The sequence below is a fragment of the Streptomyces sp. NPDC000983 genome (genome assembly GCF_040299205.1).
Taxonomy (GTDB): Bacteria; Actinomycetota; Actinomycetes; order Streptomycetales; family Streptomycetaceae; genus Streptomyces.
This window is the reverse complement of sequence record NZ_JBEPBM010000008.1, coordinates 42,053-60,878: the sequence shown is the minus strand read 5'-3', so window position 1 is coordinate 60,878 and position 18,826 is coordinate 42,053. Positions and strand designations below refer to the sequence as shown.

The following is an 18,826-nucleotide window of genomic DNA, read 5'->3' as shown; positions in this document are numbered from 1 at the left end:
CGCGTAAGGTGGCGTGCTCGTAGACAAAGGCGAGCACGCCACCCAGCGCGACGAGGAGACGCCCCGACCATGCCCGGCACCACCGGCACCGGTGCGGTGACCCGCAGCACCCTGCGCCAGCAGATCGCGGAGGCGCTGCGCGACGAGGTGCTGGCCGGGCGGCTCCAGCCGGGGCAGGAGTTCACGGTCAAGGAGATAGCCGAGCAGTACGGCGTCTCCGCCACCCCCGTGCGCGAGGCACTGGTCGACCTGTCCGCGCAGGGCCTGCTGGAGGCCGACCAGCACCGCGGCTTCCGGGTCCACGAGTACACCGCCGCCGACTTCCGCGGCATCGTCGAGGCCCGCAGCCTCGTCACCGACGGGATGTTCCAGGCCGTCGAGAAGGGCCGCAAGGGCACCCAGGAGCCCGCCGAGCCCCGCACCGCCGCCGTCCTGGCCGGCGTCCGCCGCCGCGGCGAGGAGGCCCAGCGCGCCGCCGCCGCCGGCGACCTCACCGTCCTCATCGGCTACGACCTGCGGTTCTGGCGCGAACTCGCCATGCTCTTCGGCAACCCCTATCTCGCCGACTTCCTGCACCGGCTGCGCGTGCAGTCCTGGGTCTGCGCCGTGCAGCGGCTGCGTCTGCTGCCCGACCTGCGGGGCGTGCTCTGGTCGGGCCACACCGAGCTGGTCGACGCGCTGTCCCGCGGCGACATCGACGGCGCCCGCTCGGTCGTCGACGCCTACAACACCCACTCCCTGGCCCTGATCGAGCGACTCGGGCACCGGGCGACTGGGTAGGGGACCGGCACGGCCCGTACCGGAGTCCGGTACCAGGGGGTTTCACCCCGGGCCCGACCGATTACCCTGCCCTGACCACCGCCCTGCGGCCCGCTGTACGAGGAGTCCTCTTTTGGCCTGTGACCTGTGGCTGGTACCGCTCGTCGACGTGTTGTGCCACACCCCCGACAACCCCTTCGCCGAGGAACTCGCGCAGTACAACAAGGTGCTCGCCGAGGCCGGCCTCCCACCGGTGCCGGTGTACCAGTACATGCCGGGCCTGTCCGGCGAGGTCGCCCCGGTGGCCGGGTTCGACTACGACGCCCTGCACTTCCTGCGCCGCGTCTACCTCCTTCAGATGTGCGGTCTGCCGGTGACGCCGGTGGACGAACTCGGCGGCGACTACGAGCAGTTGCTGGAGATGTTCGAGACGACGGCCCAGCAGTCGCATCTGGTCTGGCACTACGACCACGCGGGCGCGTACGTGCCCGTCGACTTCCCGCACCCGCTCGCCAGCGACGAACTCCTCGCGGGCGGCGGCCCCCTGGGCTCGTCCCAGAGCCTGCTGCGGGAGCTGGAGTTCGTGGCCCCGTCGATCGGCATCGACCCGGCCAACCCTCCGTCCGCGCCCCAGCCGCCCCTGGCTCCCACCGAGTTGGAGGAGCCGGCCGTGCCCGCCCCCTACGACCCCAGCCCCTTCGCCCGTGAGCGCCATGTCTGGCTGGGCCTGCACGCGGCGGCGACCCGGAGCCTGGCCCAGGGCTCGATGATCATCTTCAGCTGAGCGCGGCCCTCCGGCGGGTCCCGCGAATCAGCCGCCGAGGGCCCTTCTGATGGATCTCCGCGGGAGAAGGAGCGGCGTTCGGTGCGTGCGCTCGACGTGCGGCGTGGAGGGTCATGTGGCGGAGCCACCTGTCCCTTCGCGCCGCACGCCGAGCGGGCGTGCCGGGCGTCGCGACGCCGCGGAGATCCATCAGGAGGGCCCTAGCTGCGAGAGGCCCTTCTGGAGGTCGTCGGCGTTCATCACGGGGATGAACTCGACCCTGGCGTTCATCTCGGTGAAGAAGGGCTCGGCCGCGGGCGGCAGTTGGGAGCTGTCCTGGAGGTCGATCACCAGCCAGCAGGTGCGGCGCCCGCCCTCCGGGCCGAAGTAGGCGGCCTCCGGCCGCAACTTCTCCATGGCCTCCTGCATCACCTTGGGCATCCGGCCCTCACGTATGGCCTCGTTGCCCTTCTCCGTGTCCAGCGTGGCCTTGAGCATCACGCGCATCGCACTCACCTTCCGCCGCCGCTCGCGCCCCGACCTCAAACCGGCCTCAACCGATTTCGGCCGGTTTGTACACCTCAAGGATAGGCCCGCCCCACACCCCGGCGCAGAGGGAGAAGGGCCCCCGATCAGCCCGTCACGGCCTGTGCGCAAGCGGTGTTGACCCTTCTCCGGGCCGGCTCGGCGCCGTCGACCGGCACGCGGACCCACGACTCGTGCCCCTCACGACGACGGGTGCGCACTCACCCTTCTTCTCACGGCGCTCCGGGTCGGCCCGCGCCCGGCGCGACCAGTCCCGTCTCGTAGGCGACGACCACGGCCTGGGCGCGGTCGCGCAGGCGCAGCTTGGCGAGGATGCGGGCCACGTGCGTCTTCACCGTGGCCTCGCTCAGGGTGAAGCGCGCGGCCAGCTCCGCGTTGCTCAGGCCCGTGCCCAGGGCCTGGAGGACCTCCGTCTCGCGCGGGGTGAGGACGGACAGGTCGCGGTGGAGGGCGGCGGTCCGGGTGTCCTGGGAGACGAACCGCTCCACCAGGCGCCGGGTGATCGCCGGGGCGAGCAGCGCGTCGCCTGAGCGGGCCAGGCGGACGGCGGCGACCAGGTGCTCGGGCGTGACGTCCTTGAGCAGGAAGCCGCTGGCCCCGGCGGTGAGGGCGGCGTAGACGTAGCGGTCCAGGTCGTAGGTGGTCAGGATCAGCACGCGCGGCGGCGGGTCGGGGACCACGGCGCCGGAGAGGATGCGGCGGGTCGCCTCCAGGCCGTCCAGGCCCGGCATGCGGACGTCCATCAGCACCAGGTCGGGACGGGTGTGCCGGACCGCCTCCACGGCCTGCTCGCCGTCGGCCGCCTCGGCGACCACGTCGATGCCGTCGGCGGCCAGGATCATGGAGAACCCGGTGCGCACCAGCGCCTGGTCGTCGGCGATCACGACCCTCGGCGCGCTCATCCGGCCTCCCCCACCGCGACGCCCGGCGGCCCCTCCGCCGGGATCACGGCCCGGACCCGGAAGCCGTCGGCGGGCCGGGGCCCGCTCTCCAGCGTGCCGCCGTACACCGCGAGCCGCTCCCGCAGCCCCGTCAGCCCCCGCCCGCCCCCGGGTCCGGCCTCCGCCGACGGGGTGCCGCCGGTGTCGGACACCTCCACGCGCACCGCGTCCGGGCCGTGCGCGACGCTGATCCGCACCCGCGCACCGCCCGCGTGCCGCACCACGTTGGTCAGCGCCTCCTGCACCACCCGGTACGCGGCCAGATCGGCGCCCGCCGCCAGCGCCACCGGGCTTCCGGTGACGGCGAGTTCGACGGGCACGCCCGTCGCGCGCACCCGGCCGGCGAGGGCGGCGACCTGGGCGAGACCGGGCTGCGGGGACAGCTCCGGTTCCCGGCCGCCCTCGGTGTCCATCGTCAACAGGCCCATCACATGGCGTAGTTCGGCCAGGGCGGTGCGCCCGCCCGCCTCCACGGCCAGCAGCGCCTCACGGGCCCGGTCCGGGGCCTTGTCCATCACCTTCCGGGCGGCGCCCGCCTGGATCACCATCACGCTCACATTGTGGGTCACGACATCGTGCAACTCCCGGGAGATCCGGGCTCGTTCGAGCTCGACCGCGAGCCGGGTCGCGGCCTCCTGCCGTTGCTGAAGGTCCCTGAAGCGCTGCTGCCAGGTGTGGATGGCGTTGGCCGCGATGCCCACGCCGAGCAGCACCAGGAACGGCACGAAGCCGGGCGTGAACGCGGGCAGGTACCGCTCGTGCAGCGCCGCCATGAGGACGGCGCCGACCAGCAGGCTCACCAGCGTGTGCAGCCGGTGCGGGCTGTGCACGGCGGCGCTGTACGCGGCGACCATGCAGGACAGGAACGGGTACACGGACACCGGGTCAGCCGTGCCGGCCGTGCTCCGGCCGAACAGCAGGCTCAGCACCAGCACCGCCCAGAACGCGGCGAGCGGATACCGCCGCCGGCCGGCCAGCGGCAGCGCGGTCAGCACGGCCAGCAGCAGCGTCCCGGGGGCCGGCTCCGGGCCCTCCGGGGGCGGGGGCATCCCGGGTGCGGGCACCTGGAACGGCGGCGTGACGTCCGGCCGGTCACCGCCCTCGACGGCGCCGGCCGTGCAGACGGCCAGCACCAGGGCGAGCACCCCGTCCGCCGTCCACATCCAGCGCGAGGGCCGCGGCGGCGGCCCCGGGCGCAGCAGCGCCGCGACCCCGGCCCCGGCCCGCCATCGGTGTACCCCCGCCCCGTCCATGCGGCCAGTCTGGCGGGCGCCCGGCGCCGGGCACATCCCTCCCGCCGCCGATCCGCCGTACATCCACCGCGTACCTCCGGGGGATGACACGCCCGCGGACTCCGTCCGGTATGGCAGCCGCGGTCGCCGTCGCGGGCGACGACCCGGCGCCCGGCCCGCCCCTAGCGTCCTGGCGAACCGTCCGCCACCGGCTGGGAGAGCCCATGGACACGAACGACAGCACCGGCACCACGGCACCCGTCATCGACATCCGGGACGTGAGCCGGCGCTACGGGCAGGGGCCGCCGGCGCTCGACGGGGTCCGGCTGACCGTGCGGCGCGGGGAGGCGGTGGCCGTGCTGGGGCCGTCGGGCAGCGGCAAGTCCACCCTGCTCAACCTGATCGCGGGCCTGGACCGCCCCGACAGCGGCAGCGTCACGGTGGCCGGGGTGCGGGTGGACACCCTCGGCGAGGCCGCCTCGGCGAAGTACCGCAGGGCCGGCATCGGGATGGTCTTCCAGTTCTTCAACCTCCTCGACGACCTCACCGTCGCCGACAACGTGCTGCTCCCGGCCCAGCTGGCCGGAATCCCCCGCGCCGAGGCCCGCAGGCGCGCCGCCGAACTGCTGGACCGCCTCGGCATCGGCCGGCACGCCGAGGCCCACCCGGGCCGGCTCTCCGGCGGGGAACGGCAGCGGGTCGCCGTCGCCCGGGCCCTGATGAACCGTCCCGCGCTGCTCCTGGCCGACGAGCCGACCGGCGCCCTGGACTCCGCCGCCGGGCAGGACGTACGCGACCTGCTGACCGCGCTCAACGCGGACGGTCAGACGGTCCTGCTGGTCACCCACGATCCGGTGCTCGCCGAGTCCTGCACGACCCGCACCATCGAGCTGGTCGACGGCCGGATCGTCCGCGACACCGTGGCGGTGCCGCGATGAGCGCCCTGGGCCGGGTGGTGCGCGCCGGAGTGGGACGGCGCCCGCTGCAGACCACGGTGATGGTCCTGACGACACTGATCGCCGTCACCGCCTCGGTGGTGGCCGCCGGGGTGCTCGCCGCGTCCCGGGCCCCCTTCGAACAGGCCATGACCGAGCGGGCCGGTGCCCATCTGGCCGCCTCGTTCGACCCCCGCGCGGCCACCCCGGACCAGCTCGCGGCGACCGCGCGGGCCGCCGGGGTGAGCGAGGCGGCGGGCCCCTTCCGGACGCTCCAGGCGGCCCCGCGCACCGTCGCGGACAGCGCCGGGCTGCCGGCCGGGGCGACGCTGCCCGAGCTGACGGTGACCGGCCGGGCGGGCCCCGGGGGGACGGTCGACCGGCTGGAACTGCTCACCGGCCGCTGGGCCGCCCGCCCCGGCGAGATCGTGCTCGCCGAGAGCGAGGCCCCGCTGGAGAAGGGCACCCGGCTGAGCTTCCCGGACCTGCCCGGCGCGCCCACGCTGACCGTCGTGGGGCTCGCCCGGTCGGTGACCGGCACCGCCGGCGCCTGGGTGACCCCCGCCCAGGCCGAGGCGTTCACCACCGGCGACGGCGCCTGGGAGTACCGGATGCTGTACCGGCTGACCGAGGCGGACACCGACGCCGAGGTGACGGCGGGCCGCACCGCGATCGCGGCGGCCACGCCCGAGGGCGCGCTGACCGGCACCCGGTCCCATCTCGCCGTCCGGCAGGAGCAGCTCGCCAACGCGCTGGCGTTCGTGCCGTTCGTGGCCGCCTTCGGGGTGCTCGGCCTGGTCATGTCGGTGCTGATCATCGGGATCGTCGTCAGCGGCTCGGTCGGCTCGGCGACCCGGCGCATCGGCGTCCTCAAGCCGCTCGGCTTCACCCCGGCCCAGGTCGTACGGGCCTACGTCGCCCAGGCGCTGGTGCCGGCCTCGGTGGGCTGCGCGCTCGGCGTGGGCCTGGGGAACCTGCTGGCCGGGCCGGTCCTGGGCGGGGTCGAGGACGTCTACAGCGGCGCCTCCGCCACCGTCCCCTGGTGGGTCGATCTCGGCGCCCCCGCCGTGGCACTCGCCCTGGTGGGCCTGGCCGCGCTGGTGCCGGCACTGCGGGCCGGGCGGCTGCGGCCGGTCGAGGCGCTCACCGTGGGGCGCACCCCGGACAGCGGGCGGGGGCGGTGGGCCCGGCGGCTGGCGGGCCGGCTCGCGCTGCCCCGGCCGGTGGGCCTGGGTCTCACGCAGCCCTTCGCCCGCCCGGCGCGGGCGGCGACCACGGCGGCGGCCGTCACCTTCGCCACCGTCACGGTGACCTTCGCGGTCGGCCTCGGCCAGACCCTCGGCGACATCCAGGGCCGGCGGATGCTCGACGCCGCCGCCCCGGTCGTCGTGGAGACCGGGCACGGGCCGGGCGGCCCCCGGGGCGCCGAGGTGGTCCCGGCGCCCGGGCAGGAGCCGGTGAAGGCGGCGGACCCGGCGGACGTCGCCGCCGCCCTGGACGCCGAGCCGGCGACCCGGCGCCACTACTCCACGGCCCAGGGCGAGGTGAAGGCGTCCGGCATCGCGGGCCGGACCTCCGTGATCGCCTACGGGGGCGACGCGTCCTGGGCGGCACCGGACCTGGTGTCGGGCCACTGGCTGGACGGCACCGGCCAGGCCGTGGTGACCAAGCGGTTCCTGGACGCGGCCGGGCTGGAGGTCGGCGACACCGTGAAGCTCTCCGAGGGCGGCCGGAGCACGACCGTGCGCGTCGTCGGCGAGGCGTTCTTCACCGAGGAGGAGGGCATGCTCCTGCTCACCGGGACGTCGACCCTGAAGGCCCTGGGCCTGGACACCGCCCCGCACCGCTTCCACGTCCAGCCGGACTCCGGCACCTCCACCGCGGCCTACCTGGCGAGCCTGGAAGAGGCCCTGGACGGCACCGGCGCCTTCGCGCACACCACCGGCGGCGACAGCTCCTCGGTGATCGCGGCCATGAACGCGCTGATCGCGACGCTCACCCTGATGCTGGTCGCCGTCGCGGCGCTCGGCGTCCTCAACACGGTCGTCCTCGACACCCGCGACCGCGTCCACGACCTCGGTGTCATGAAGTCGCTCGGCATGACGCCCCGGCAGACCCTCACCCTGGTCCTCACCTCGGTGACCACCGTCGGCGTGCTCGCGGGCGCCGTCGGCGTCCCGGCCGGGGTCGCCCTGCACCACTGGGTCACCCCGCTGATGGGCGACGCGGTCGGCATGAACCTCCCCGCCGCGTACACCGCCGTCTACGCGCCCGCGCTGCTGGCCGCGCTCTCCCTGGGCGCCCTGACGATCGCCCTGGGCGGCGCGCTGCTCCCGGCGGGCTGGGCGGCCCGCACCGACACCGCGAAGGCCCTGCGCACGGAGTGAGAGGGGGACAGCGGGAAGGGGCGCCCCGTGACCGGGACGCCCCTTCCCGCACGCGCCGTGACCGGCGCCGGAATCAGATGAACGAGTTGATCTCGATCGTCTCGTCCCGGCCCGGGCCCACGCCGATCGCGGAGATCGGGGCGCCGGACATCTCCTCCAGCGCCTTGACGTAGTTCTGGGCGTTCTTCGGCAGGTCGGAGAACGACTTCGCCTTGGTGATGTCCTCGGACCAGCCCGGCAGCGTCTCGTAGACCGGCTTCGCGTGGTGGAAGTCGGACTGCGAGTAGGGCAGCTCCTCGACGCGCCTGCCGTCGATCTCGTACGCCACGCAGACCGGGATCTGCTCCCAGCCGGTGAGGACGTCGAGCTTGGTGAGGAAGAAGTCCGTCAGACCGTTCACCCGGGTCGCGTACCGGGCGATCACCGCGTCGAACCAGCCGCAGCGGCGGTCACGGCCGGTGGTGACACCCCGCTCGTGGCCGATGCGGCGCAGCGCCTCGCCGTCCTCGTCGAACAGCTCCGTGGGGAACGGGCCGGCGCCGACGCGGGTGGTGTACGCCTTCAGGATGCCGATGACCCGGCTGATCTTCGTCGGGCCCACGCCCGCACCCGTGCAGGCGCCGCCCGCGGTCGGGTTGCTGGAGGTGACGAAGGGGTACGTGCCGTGGTCGATGTCCAGCAGCGTGCCCTGGCCGCCCTCGAAGAGCACGACCTTGTCGTCCTCCAGGGCCTGGTTGAGCACCAGCACCGTGTCGGCGACGTACGGCCGGAGCTTCTCCGCGTAGCCGAGCAGCTCCTCGACCACCTGGTCCACGGCGATGGCGCGACGGTTGTAGAGCTTGGTCAGCAGCTGGTTCTTGACGTCGAGCGCCGCCTCGACCTTCTGCAGCAGGATCGACTCGTCGTACAGATCCTGGACCCGGATGCCGACGCGGTTGATCTTGTCCGCGTAGGTGGGACCGATACCGCGCCCGGTCGTGCCGATCTTCCGCTTTCCGAGGAAGCGTTCCGTCACCTTGTCGACCGTGACGTTGTACGGCGTGATGATGTGCGCGTTACCGCTGATGAGGAGCTTGGACGTGTCGACGCCTCGGTCGTTCAGTCCGCTCAGCTCGGAGAGCAGGACCGACGGGTCGACGACGACACCGTTGCCGATGACCGGGGTACACCCCGGGGACAGGATTCCGGAAGGGAGGAGATGCAGGGCGTACTTCTGATCGCCCACGACCACCGTATGGCCGGCGTTGTTGCCGCCCTGGTAGCGCACCACATAGTCCACGGATCCACCGAGCAGGTCGGTGGCCTTTCCCTTGCCTTCGTCACCCCACTGAGCACCGAGCAGCACAAGTGCGGGCACGCGCGTACACCCCTTCCGGGCGGGGCATGTCCAAGGTCAGGGGCGTACGCGACACTGCTGTGCACGCACACCGGCGACCATCGTCGGTCGCAACCCGTCGGACCGGATGCCCCGGAATAGACGAAGCCCCTGGCGCAATAGCGCAAGGGGCTCTTGCACAAAGATGCTACCCGAGGAAGCGAGGCATGGCCGAGGTGGCGACTTTCGCGACGTCCGATCAGCTGCTGGTGGTCATCGACCCGGTCGCCCGGCATACGGACGGGGAGTCCGTCCGGATCGCGAAAGACGTGCTCAGCGCGGGTGCCGCGACGAAGGTCTGCATGCCGGAGGGGCCCGAGGAATTCGCCCGGGCGCTCCAGCGCCGCGGGTCGCGGCGGCCCGTCGTGGTGGGCGACGACAGGGCGCTGGTGCGGGCGGTGTCCCTGCTGCACCGGCAGCGGGAGCTGGCCGGATGCGCCCTGTCGGTGGTCCCGGTGGGCGCCGGGCTGTCGCTGGCCGGGGCGCTGGGGGTGCCCACGGGCACGGTCGCGGCGGCGCGGGCCGTGCTGGAGGGCGTGGAGCGGCGGATGGACGTCCTCGTCGACGACAGCGACGGGGTGGTGCTGGGCACCCTGCGCATCCCGTCCCTGCCGCCCTCGGGGGGCGCCGGGGAGCTGGAGGAGCGGCCCTGGCGGCGGACGTACCACTCCCTGGTACGGACCCTGGTGCCGGCGCGTCCGGCGCCGGTCCCGTCGGGGCTCGGTCCGAGCCGCCTGCGGGTGGAGGTCGACGGAGTGACCCTGGTCGACCTGGACCAGCCGGTGGACGACGTCTCGGTCACCCCGCACGGCTCAGGCACGGCGACGGTGGAGGTCCACCAGACCTCGGAGCCGTCCCCCCTCCTGGCGAGGGGCAACCGCATCACGGTCTCGGGAACGGACTTCCGCTACAGAGCGGACACCACAGAAGCAGGCCCGGTCCGCCACAAGACCTGGACGGTCCGCCAAAACGCCCTGGGCCTGATCCTCCCCACCAAAAACATGGAAAGCGCCCTGTAGGGGCGCGAGGAACTGCGCGCCCAGCCACACCCCTCCCGCAGCAGACCGAACCCCGCCACCACCCCAAAAGGGGCGCGGGGAACTGCGCGAACAACCACAACCCACCCGCACCCGACAACCCGGGGCGCGGGGAACTGCGCAAACCGCCCACAACCCACCCGCACCCACGAACCCGCCGTCAGACCGAAACCCGCAACCCCTCCATCCCTCGGATGACAAAGTTCCGCTTCAACCGCGGCTCCGCAGCCAACTCCAACCCCGGAGCCCGCTCCAACAACGCCCGCATGGACGCCCCCAGCTCAATCCGAGCCAGCGGCGCCCCGATGCAGTAGTGAATCCCCGCACTGAACGAAATGTGCGGATTCTCCACCCGCCCGAGATCAAGCCGCTCCGCATCCCGAAACACCGCGGGATCCCGGTTCGCGGACCCGAACAACATGGCGATCTCGGCCCCCCGAGGAATCACCACCCCGTCGATCTCGACCTCGTCCAGCACCCACCGCTCGAAGAGCTGAAGAGGCGTGTCGTACCGCATCAACTCCTCCACGGCGGACGGCACGAGCGAGTGATCCCCCCGCAACAGAGCCAGCTGCTCGGGATGACGGAACAGCGCCGCCCACCCGTTCACCGTCGCGTTGACCGTCGCCTCGTGCCCCGCGTTCAGCAGCAGCACGCACGTCGAGATCATCTCCTGCTCGGTGAGCCGGTCCCCCTCGTCGTGCGCGGCGATGAGCCCGGAGATCAGGTCGTCCCCCGGCTTCCCCCGCCGCTCGGCGATCAGCTCCCGCAGGTACGCGGAGAACTCCACGGAGGCCCGTACCGCCCTGTCCGCGGTCTCCTCCGAGGGGCTCAGCTCGTACATCCCGCAGATCTCCGCCGACCAGGGCCGCAGCGGCGCCCGGTCCGCCTCGGGGATGCCCAGCATCTCGGCGATGACCGCGACCGGCAGCGGTTCGGCGACGTCGGTGAGGAGGTCCCCGCCGCCGGCCTCGACGAGCCGGTCCACCAGCTCACCGGCGAGCCCGGCCACGTAGGGCGCGAGGCGCTCCACCGTGCGCGGGGTGAACGCCTTCGACACCAGGCGCCGGATCCGGGTGTGGTCCGGCGGCTCCAGATCGAGCATGCCGTGGTCGTTGAGGGTGTGGAACGGCTCGTGCTCGGCCGGTGGCGCCGTACGCCCGAAGTCCTCGTGGGTGAACCGGTGCTGGTAGGTCCGGCCGAGGCGGCGGTCGCGCAGCAGCGCCGAGACGTCGGCGTGGTGCGGTACGAGCCACTGGTTCGTGGGCTCGAAGTAGTGCACGCGCCCCTTGGCGCGCAGCTCGGCATAGGCGGGGTAGGGGTCGGCGAGGAACGCCGGGTCCCATGGATCGAAGGCTCCCATGAACGGACGCTAGCCCCAAGACGCCCGGTCTGACCAGGGCCGACTCGCACCGGCGGGGAAACGGGCGGCCCGGTCAGCCCGGTGTCACCAGCCGCGCCTCGTAGGCGAACACCGCCGCCTGGGTACGGTCCCGCAGGCCCAACTTGACCAGGATCCGGCTGACATGGGTCTTGATCGTCGACTCGGCGACCACCAGCCGTCCGGCGATCTCGGCGTTGGACAGGCCCTCGGCGATCAGCACCAGCACCTCCGTCTCGCGCTCCGTCAGGTCGCCGTAGGCGGCGCGGGCGGCGGACATCAGCTTGGGGGTGTGCGAGAGCCGGGAGAACTCGGTGATCAGCCGCCGGGTCACGGAGGGCGCCAGCAGCGCCTCCCCGGCGGCGACCAGCCGGACCCCGTCGGCGAGCTGGCGGGCCGAGGCGTCCTTCAGCAGGAAGCCGGACGCGCCCGCCCGCAGCGCCTGGTAGACGTACTCGTCGAGGTCGAAGGTGGTCAGCACCAGGACCTTCGCGGTGCCGTCCGCGGCGACGATCTCCCGGGTCGCCTCGATGCCGTTCAGCTCGGGCATGCGGATGTCCATCAGGACCACGTCCGGGGCGAGTTCACGGACCTTGGCGACCGCCTCGCGGCCGTTCACCGCCTCCCCGACCACCTCGATGTCCGGCATCGCGTTCAGCAGCACCGAGAAGCCCTCGCGCACCATCATCTGGTCGTCGGCGATCAGCACACGGACCGTCATGACTCGTCCCCCGCGGGCCGCACAGGCAGGAACACGGCCACCTCGTAGCCGCCGTCGTCGGTCGCGCCGGCCGTCATCTCGCCGCCCAGCATCGTGACCCGCTCACGCATCCCCGTGATGCCGTGTCCGGCGCCCGGCGAGGGCTTGACCAGGGAGGGGGCCGGTGGCGGGGTGTTCACCACGCGCAGACCGAGACCGCCCAGGACATAGCCGATCTCGACCTTGGCGCTCGCGCCGGGCGCGTGCCGCAGGGTGTTGCTGAGCGCCTCCTGGACGATGCGGTACGCCGACAGCTCCACGCCCTGCGGCAGCTCGCGCACCGCCCCGGTCACCGTCTTCACCACGTCCTGGCCCGCGTCGCGCACATTGGCGAGCAGCGCGTCGAGGTCGGCAAGGGTGGGCTGCGGGGCGTCCGGGGCCTCGTAGTCCTCGGCGCGTACGACGCCGAGGACGCGGCGGAGTTCGGTCAGGGCGGCGACGGCGTTCTCCCGGATGGTGGCGAAGGCGCGCTCCAGCTCGGGCGGCGGGTTCTCCACCCGGTAGGGGGCGGCCTCCGCCTGGATGGCGACGACCGACATGTGGTGGGCGACCACGTCGTGCAGCTCGCGGGCGATGGTGGTGCGCTCCTCCAGCAGGGTCCGCCGGGAGCGCTCCTGCGCGGTCTCCGTGGCCTGCGCGGTGACCTCCTGCCGCGCCTCGCGGCGGATCTGCCAGACGGCGACACAGAGCAGCACCATCGCGGAGACCACCAGCATGGGACCGGTGTTGGTGCCGTAGTAGCCCGGTCCGAAGCCGGCCTCGGCGACCAGACCGTAGGCGGCCGTCACCAGCCACATCCAGGCCGCCGTGCGGGGCCTGGTGCGCATGGCCACGATCGTCAGCACGGCCAGGTGGCAGACGAAGGCGCCGGGTATCCACGGCCAGTCCCCCCACGAGCCGCCGATCGCGCCGCTGACGGGGGTGGCCGCGAGCGACAGCCAGAACGCCCCGACCGGACGCGCCATCGTCAGCAGCACCGGGAGCACGCAGAGCGGGCCGAGCAGCAGGGGCGGCCCGTCGGTGTCGACGCTCGCCACCAGCAGGGCCAGCAGGGCCACCGCGCCGATCAGGGCGTGCGGCGTCCAGGTCACGTACTCCCGCAGCCGGCCCGGCAGCTGGCGCGTCAGCGGGCCGTCCGCGCTCAGCCGGCGCAGCGGACGGTAGGCGAACACGTCGTGGAACAGGTCCTGCCGCAGCCCGCGCAGGGCGTCCGCGGCGAGCCGGAACTCCGGGCTCTGGGCTTTGCTGGTCGTCTCGGTCACGCACAGCACGGTAGGCGCAGGCCCGGCCCGCCGTCGTCACCTGCGAGAAGGGTCCTGCGGGGTCCGTCTCAAGTACTACGGCGGCCCATGGCGGTCCCGGCGGCCCCACGGCAGTACCGGCGCCCCCACGGCGGTCCCGGCGCTCACCGAGAGCCCCGGGCGCTCACCAATAGCCCCCGGCCCTCACCAGGCGAGCTGGGCGATCTCCTCGGCGACCACCGCGCACGCGTCCGCCGCCGGGTCGATCAGCGGGAAGTGGCCCACGTCCTCCAGCAGCGTCAGCCCCACCACCTCACCGGCCCGGGCCGCCGCGTCCGCGTACGCCTCGGCGACGGCCTGGGGCACGTCCACGTCGGTGCGGCCCTGGACGAGGGTGGTGGCGATGCCGGTGGGCAGCAGCAGCGCGGGGTCGGCGTAGGGCCTGCGCTCCGCGAAGTGCTCGTCGCCGCCGAGGAACTGGCGGGCCGCGCCGCCGCACACGTCCAGCTTGTCGGCGACCGCGAAGTCCGCGATCGGGGCGAGGGCGACGACGCCGCGCAGCGGGGCGGGACCGTCGGTGCGCCAGGGGGCGTCGGACGGCAGCAGGTGCCGGGCCGCCGCCCACAGGGCGAGATGCCCGCCCGCCGAGTGGCCGGTGACGACCGTGCGCCCCAGGTCGGCCTGCGGGAGGGCCCCGGCGACCAGGGCCGGCAGCGCGTCGAGGGCGGCGGCCACGTCGTCGAGGGTGTCCGGCCAGCGGCCCGCCCGGTCGGCGGCGCCCTCGGCGCCCCTGCGGTACTCGACGACGGCCACCGCGAAGCCCCGGCCGGCCAGGAAACCGGCGAACGGGGTGATGTGGCGGCGGTCGTAGGGGGACCGCCAGGCGCCGCCGTGCAGCACGGCCACCACGGGAACAGGGGTGCCGGGCGCGGCCTGGACGCGCGGGGCGTAGAAGTCGATCACCTGGTCCGGGTGGTCGCCGTAGGCGGCGGTGGCGTCGGGATCGACGGGCGGGTGCGAGAAGGCCGACTGCTCTTCGGCGGCGGACCGGGCGGCGGCGTCTTCCGGCATGCTCCAACCTCTCAGCGACGAAGCGGGGACCTCCCGGGCAGCCTGAACGGCACCGGGGGGAGGAAGTGGCGGACCAGGTGCGTGACTTGGCCGTTGGCGGGGACGGTATCAGGCCGGTGACGTGCGCGGACACGCGGATGTCACGCTGGGTGAGGGGTAAACGGTTCTCTCCCGGGCCGGGAGGTACGGGGACGGGGTGCCGCGGTACGGCGGCACCCCGCGCCCGCGCCTACGCCGTCAGCAGCTCGCCGAGGACCCGAGCCGCCCGCTCGGCGTCGGCGAAACCGACGTACAACGGGGTGAATCCGAACCGCAGGACGTCCGGGGCCCGGAAGTCGCCCACCACGCCCCGCTCGATCAGCCGCCGCATCACGTCGCCGGCGTCGTCGCAGCGCAGCGCCACCTGGCTGCCTCGCTCCGGGTGCGCGGCCGGGGTCAGGGACTCCACCCGCCCGCGTGGCACGTACGCCTCGACGCACTCCAGGAAGAAGTCCGTCAGGGCCAGCGACTTGGCGCGCACCGCCTCGACGGAGACGTCCCGCCACACGTCCAGCGCCGCCTCCAGGGCCAGCATGGACAGGATGTCCGGGGTACCCACCCGGCCGCGCAGGGCGCCCTCGGCCGGCTCGTAGCCGGCGCGCATGCCGAAGGGCTCGGCGTGCGAGTTCCAGCCCGGCAGGGGCGAGTCGAAACGGGACTGCAGGTCCGCCCGTACGTAGAGGTACGCCGGTGAACCCGGACCCCCGTTCAGGTACTTGTAGGTGCAGCCGACCGCCAGGTCCACGCCGTGCTCGTCGAGGCCCACCGGCAGCGCGCCCGCGCTGTGGCACAGGTCCCACACGGCGAGCGCGCCCGCCCCGTGGACCGCGGCCGTCAGCGACGGCAGGTCGTGCAGCCGCCCGGTGCGGTAGTCGACGTGGTTGAGCAGCACCGCGGCCGTCCGGTCCCCGAGGGCGCCGGGGATCTCGGACGGGGCCACCGGGCGCAGCGTGCGGCCGGTCAGCCGGGCCGCGGACGCGGCGATGTAGCCGTCGGTGGGGAAGGTCGTGGCGTCCACGACGATCTCGTCCCGGCCCTCGCCCGCCATCCGGACGGCCGCCACAAGCGCCTTGAGAATATTGACGCTTGTCGAGTCGCCGACGACGATCCGGCCCGGCCCGGTCCCCACCAGGGGGGCGATCCGGTCGCCGATCCGCTCCGGCGCGGTCCACCAGCCGCTCTCGTCCCAGGACCGGATGCGCAGCTCGCCCCACTGCCGCCGGACCACGTCCGCGACCCGGTCCGGCACGCCCGCGGGCAGCGCGCCCAGCGAGTTCCCGTCGAGGTACACCGCGTCGTCGAGGACGAACTCGGCCCGCTTGTGCGCGAGCGCGTCCTCGGCGTCGAGCTTCTCCGCCCGCGCCCGCAGCTCGTGGGCCCCCGGCTCCCGCACCCGCGGCTCCTGCGCCCCCGGCTCAGACATGGGACCTCGCCGTCCACAGCTCCGGGAAGACGTTCTTGCGGGCGCGCTTCTCCAGCCAGGCCACCCCGGCCGAGCCGCCCGTGCCGGCCTTGGCGCCCATCGCGCGGCGGGTGGCGACCAGGTGGTCGTTGCGCCAGCGCCACACCAGCTCGCCGACGTCCGTCAGCGCCTCGCCCAGACGGGCGACCTCGTCGGCCGCGTCACCGGAGTAGACGGCCGTCCAAACGGCCTCCACCTGCTCCGAGGGCTCGTAGCGCAGGGCCACGTCACGGGTGAGGACCTCGGCGGGGACGGCGTGCCCGCGCCGGGCGAGCAGCCGCAGCACCTCGTCGTACAGGCTCGGCTCGTGCAGCGCCTTCTCCAGTTCCGCGTGGACGCGCGGCGCGCCGCGGTGCGGGACGAGCATGGACGCGGACTTCTCGCCGAGCAGGAACTCCATCCGCCGGTACATCGCCGACTGGAAGCCGGAGCCCTCGCCGAGGGCGCTGCGGTAGGAGTTGAACTGGGCCGGGGTCAGCTGGCCGAGCGGCCGCCAGGAGGCGTTGAGCGCCTCCAGCTCCCGCACCGAGCGCTTGAGCGCGTCGATCGCGACCGGCACCCGGTCCTCGCGCAGCGCGTGCGCGGCGGTCTCCCACTCGTGGACGATCACGGTGAACCACAGCTCCATGACCTGGGTGGTGACCAGGAAGACCATCTCTCCGGGATCGTCGGAGAGGGTGTGCTGGAGGTGGGTGAGGACGTCCGCCTTGACGTAGTCCTCGTACGGCGTGGTGCCGGCGAAGTCGAGATGCGGGGTCTCGGGCTCCTGTGTGTCCTGAGCCTCTTGGGACATCGCTGTCTCCTGTTGTTACTCCGGGTAGCGGTCCGCCCCTGCCGTTTTCGACACGGGGGCCCCGGTCCCCACCCGAATCCTCGGGGGTCGTCCCGGGAAAGTGCAAGGTCCGACCGCGTCACAGCCGGACCCCGCACTCCGGGGATACCGGCTAGCCCAGCGTCTGGGCGGCGGTCGGGGAGGAGTCCTTCAGGAACTGGGTGCAGCGCTCGTACTCGTCCTGCTCGCCGATGGACCCGGCGGCGCGGGCGAGGGCGTGCAGGGCGCGCAGGAAGCCGCGGTTGGGCTCGTGCTCCCACGGCACCGGGCCGTGGCCCTTCCAGCCGCTGCGGCGCAGGGCGTCCAGGCCGCGGTGGTAGCCGGTACGGGCGTAGGCGTACGACTCCACGACGCCGCCCCGCTCGAACGCCTCGTCGGCCAGCCGGGCCCAGGCCAGGGAGGACTTCGGGTACCGCGCGGCGACGTCGGCGGGCGCGGTGCCGGACGCGAGGAGCTCACGGGGCTCCGGGTCGTCGGGGAGGTGGGTCGGGGGCGGGCCCCCGAGGAGGTTCTCGTGAATCGTCATGGTTCCAGTCTGGTGTATCGGCGCGCGGGGGGAGATACGGGCCCGCGCCGCTGCCGGGTGCGAGCCCCTTCAGGACGCCAGCCGCTTGCGCGTCGGCCCGCCCTCCAGCGGTGGCGCCGAGATCGCCGCGTTCGTACGGCATTCGGGCTTCCGGCAGCCCGGCGGCAGGGAACGTACGGTCGCGAAGGCCAGGACCGAGCCCACGACCAGCGCGCCCGCGCACCACAGCATGGCCTGCCCGAAGGCGTCGTCGAAGGCGTCCGGCGAGCGGTAGGCCTCCTCGCTCATCCCGGTCAGCAGCGGCAGCGCGGCCACCGCGACCAGGCCCGCGGCACGGGCGGCCGCGTTGTTGATGCCGCTGGCCAGGCCCGCCCGGGCGACGTCCACGGAGGCGAGCACGGTGGCCGTCAGCGGGGCGACCAGGGCGACCAGGCCCAGGCCGAAGACGAGGACGGCGGGCAGGACGTCGGCGACGTAGGAGGCGTCCGGGCCGACCCTCAGCATCAGCAGCAGCCCGGCCGCGCTGACCAGGGGTCCGACGGTGAGCGGGATGCGCGGCCCGATCCGGTCGGCGAGGGCGCCGGACCGGGCCGAGAGCAGCAGCATCAGCAGGGTCGTCGGCAGCAGCGCCGTCCCCGCGGCCAGCGCCGAGTACCCGGAGACGACCTGGAGCTGGATCACGGCGAGGAAGAAGAACCCGCCGAGCGCCGCGTACACGCACAGGGTGACCAGGTTGACGGCGGTGAACTGGCGGGACGCGAAGACGTCCAGCGGCATCATCGGGTCGGGGCGCCGCTTCTCGACGTACACGAAGGCGACCCCGAGGACCACGCCGAGGACGGCGGTGATCCAGTCCGCCTCGATCAGCGCGTAGGTGACCAGGGCCAGGGAGAGCGCGCCGAGGGCCGCGCCGAGGACGTCGAAGCGGCCGTGCGCGGTGCTGCCGTCGCCGGACTCCGGGACATGGCGGAGCGCGACCGGGACGCAGACCAGCGCGAGCGGCACGTTCAGCAGGAACACCCACCGCCAGCCGGGTCCGTCCACCAGCCAGCCGCCGAGGAACGGCCCGACGGCCGCCCCGATGCCGCCGAAGCCGGACCACAGGCCCACCGCGCGCCCCCGGTCGTCGGGGTGGAAGGAGGCCTGGATCAGGGCGAGGGAGCCCGGGGTCAGCAGCGCCCCGCCGACCCCCTGGAGGGCGCGGGCGGCGATGAGGACCTCGGCGTTCGGGGCGAGCCCGCACAGCAGCGAGGCGGCGGCGAACCACACCACCCCGACGACGAAGATCCGCCGGCGCCCGTAGCGGTCGCCGAGGGAGCCGCCGAGGAGGATCAGGCCGGCCAGGGTGAGCATGTAGGCGTTGACCGTCCACTGGAGCGCGGACAGGTTCGCGTCGAGGTCCTCGCCCATGCGGGGCAGGGCCACGTTGACGACGGTGGCGTCCAGCAGTGCCATGCCGGAGCCGAGGATGGTGGTGAACAGGATCCACCGGCCCTGCGGGGAGCTGATCCGTACGTCGGGCATGGTTCCAGGTATACA

General features: G+C 73.7%; 17 protein-coding genes. 5 read left to right on the top strand and 12 right to left on the bottom strand.

Annotated features, from left to right (window positions below; genetic code table 11):
* Positions 1 to 69 precede the first annotated feature (69 nt).
* Both ABT296_RS11490 and ABT296_RS11485 read left to right on the top strand, forming a co-directional pair.
* Positions 70 to 780, top strand: coding sequence for a GntR family transcriptional regulator (locus ABT296_RS11490; RefSeq protein ID WP_351925778.1), 711 nt, complete (start codon positions 70 to 72; stop codon positions 778 to 780).
* Positions 781 to 892: 112 nt separating this feature from the next.
* A complete protein-coding gene (locus ABT296_RS11485; RefSeq protein WP_351925776.1) occupies positions 893 to 1,543 on the top strand; it encodes a putative DNA-mimic protein in 651 nt (216 codons plus the stop codon).
* A 189-nt stretch (positions 1,544 to 1,732) separates the two neighbouring features.
* On the opposite strand, the gene ABT296_RS11480 is transcribed toward ABT296_RS11485, so the two are convergent.
* The 3 genes from ABT296_RS11480 to ABT296_RS11470 all read right to left on the bottom strand — a co-directional run bounded on the left by ABT296_RS11480 (position 1,733) and on the right by ABT296_RS11470 (position 4,262).
* Entirely contained in the window at positions 1,733 to 2,029 is a 297-nt protein-coding gene (locus tag ABT296_RS11480) for a DUF3303 family protein (protein ID WP_351925774.1), read from the bottom strand.
* A 251-nt stretch (positions 2,030 to 2,280) separates the two neighbouring features.
* A complete protein-coding gene (locus ABT296_RS11475; protein WP_351925772.1) occupies positions 2,281 to 2,970 on the bottom strand; it encodes a response regulator in 690 nt (229 codons plus the stop codon).
* Positions 2,967 to 4,262: a sensor histidine kinase gene (locus tag ABT296_RS11470; protein WP_351925770.1), complete on the bottom strand. Its 1,296-nt coding sequence runs from the start codon at positions 4,260 to 4,262 to the stop codon at positions 2,967 to 2,969. Before ABT296_RS11470 ends, ABT296_RS11475 begins: the two co-directional genes overlap by 4 nt.
* A gap of 203 nt (positions 4,263 to 4,465) precedes the next feature.
* Here ABT296_RS11470 and ABT296_RS11465 point away from each other — a divergent pair, with 203 nt between their 5' ends.
* Both ABT296_RS11465 and ABT296_RS11460 read left to right on the top strand, forming a co-directional pair.
* Positions 4,466 to 5,179, top strand: coding sequence for an ABC transporter ATP-binding protein (locus ABT296_RS11465; RefSeq protein ID WP_351925768.1), 714 nt, complete (start codon positions 4,466 to 4,468; stop codon positions 5,177 to 5,179).
* Positions 5,176 to 7,563, top strand: a complete 2,388-nt coding sequence (locus ABT296_RS11460; RefSeq protein WP_351925766.1) for an ABC transporter permease — start codon at positions 5,176 to 5,178, stop codon at positions 7,561 to 7,563. The genes ABT296_RS11465 and ABT296_RS11460 overlap by 4 nt, the downstream gene beginning before the upstream one ends.
* 73 nt (positions 7,564 to 7,636) lie before the next feature.
* Here ABT296_RS11460 and ABT296_RS11455 read toward each other — a convergent pair whose 3' ends face one another.
* Complete coding sequence (locus tag ABT296_RS11455) at positions 7,637 to 8,920, bottom strand: adenylosuccinate synthase (RefSeq protein ID WP_351925764.1); 1,284 nt, start codon at positions 8,918 to 8,920, stop codon at positions 7,637 to 7,639.
* A 185-nt stretch (positions 8,921 to 9,105) separates the two neighbouring features.
* Here ABT296_RS11455 and ABT296_RS11450 point away from each other — a divergent pair, with 185 nt between their 5' ends.
* Complete coding sequence (locus tag ABT296_RS11450) at positions 9,106 to 9,957, top strand: diacylglycerol kinase family protein (protein WP_351925763.1); 852 nt, start codon at positions 9,106 to 9,108, stop codon at positions 9,955 to 9,957.
* A 178-nt stretch (positions 9,958 to 10,135) separates the two neighbouring features.
* Here the strand turns inward: ABT296_RS11450 and ABT296_RS11445 are convergent, their stop codons facing one another.
* From ABT296_RS11445 to ABT296_RS11410, 8 genes are all read right to left on the bottom strand, one after another.
* Entirely contained in the window at positions 10,136 to 11,338 is a 1,203-nt protein-coding gene (locus ABT296_RS11445; RefSeq protein ID WP_351925762.1) for a cytochrome P450, read from the bottom strand.
* Between the two features lie 73 nt (positions 11,339 to 11,411).
* Complete coding sequence (locus ABT296_RS11440) at positions 11,412 to 12,077, bottom strand: response regulator (RefSeq protein ID WP_351925760.1); 666 nt, start codon at positions 12,075 to 12,077, stop codon at positions 11,412 to 11,414.
* Complete coding sequence (locus ABT296_RS11435; RefSeq protein WP_351925758.1) at positions 12,074 to 13,387, bottom strand: sensor histidine kinase; 1,314 nt, start codon at positions 13,385 to 13,387, stop codon at positions 12,074 to 12,076. Before ABT296_RS11435 ends, ABT296_RS11440 begins: the two co-directional genes overlap by 4 nt.
* A 174-nt stretch (positions 13,388 to 13,561) precedes the next feature.
* Complete coding sequence (locus tag ABT296_RS11430; protein ID WP_351925756.1) at positions 13,562 to 14,428, bottom strand: alpha/beta hydrolase; 867 nt, start codon at positions 14,426 to 14,428, stop codon at positions 13,562 to 13,564.
* 229 nt (positions 14,429 to 14,657) lie between these two features.
* Complete coding sequence (gene kynU / locus ABT296_RS11425; protein ID WP_351925754.1) at positions 14,658 to 15,890, bottom strand: kynureninase; 1,233 nt, start codon at positions 15,888 to 15,890, stop codon at positions 14,658 to 14,660.
* Positions 15,883 to 16,722: a tryptophan 2,3-dioxygenase family protein gene (locus tag ABT296_RS11420; protein ID WP_351925752.1), complete on the bottom strand. Its 840-nt coding sequence runs from the start codon at positions 16,720 to 16,722 to the stop codon at positions 15,883 to 15,885. The genes kynU and ABT296_RS11420 overlap by 8 nt, the downstream gene beginning before the upstream one ends.
* A gap of 151 nt (positions 16,723 to 16,873) precedes the next feature.
* Positions 16,874 to 17,287, bottom strand: a complete 414-nt coding sequence (locus ABT296_RS11415; RefSeq protein WP_351925750.1) for a DUF3151 domain-containing protein — start codon at positions 17,285 to 17,287, stop codon at positions 16,874 to 16,876.
* 69 nt (positions 17,288 to 17,356) lie between these two features.
* The gene (locus ABT296_RS11410) at positions 17,357 to 18,811 is read right to left on the bottom strand and encodes an MFS transporter (RefSeq protein WP_351925748.1); all 1,455 of its coding nucleotides are present in this window, start codon (positions 18,809 to 18,811) and stop codon (positions 17,357 to 17,359) included.
* Positions 18,812 to 18,826 lie beyond the last annotated feature (15 nt).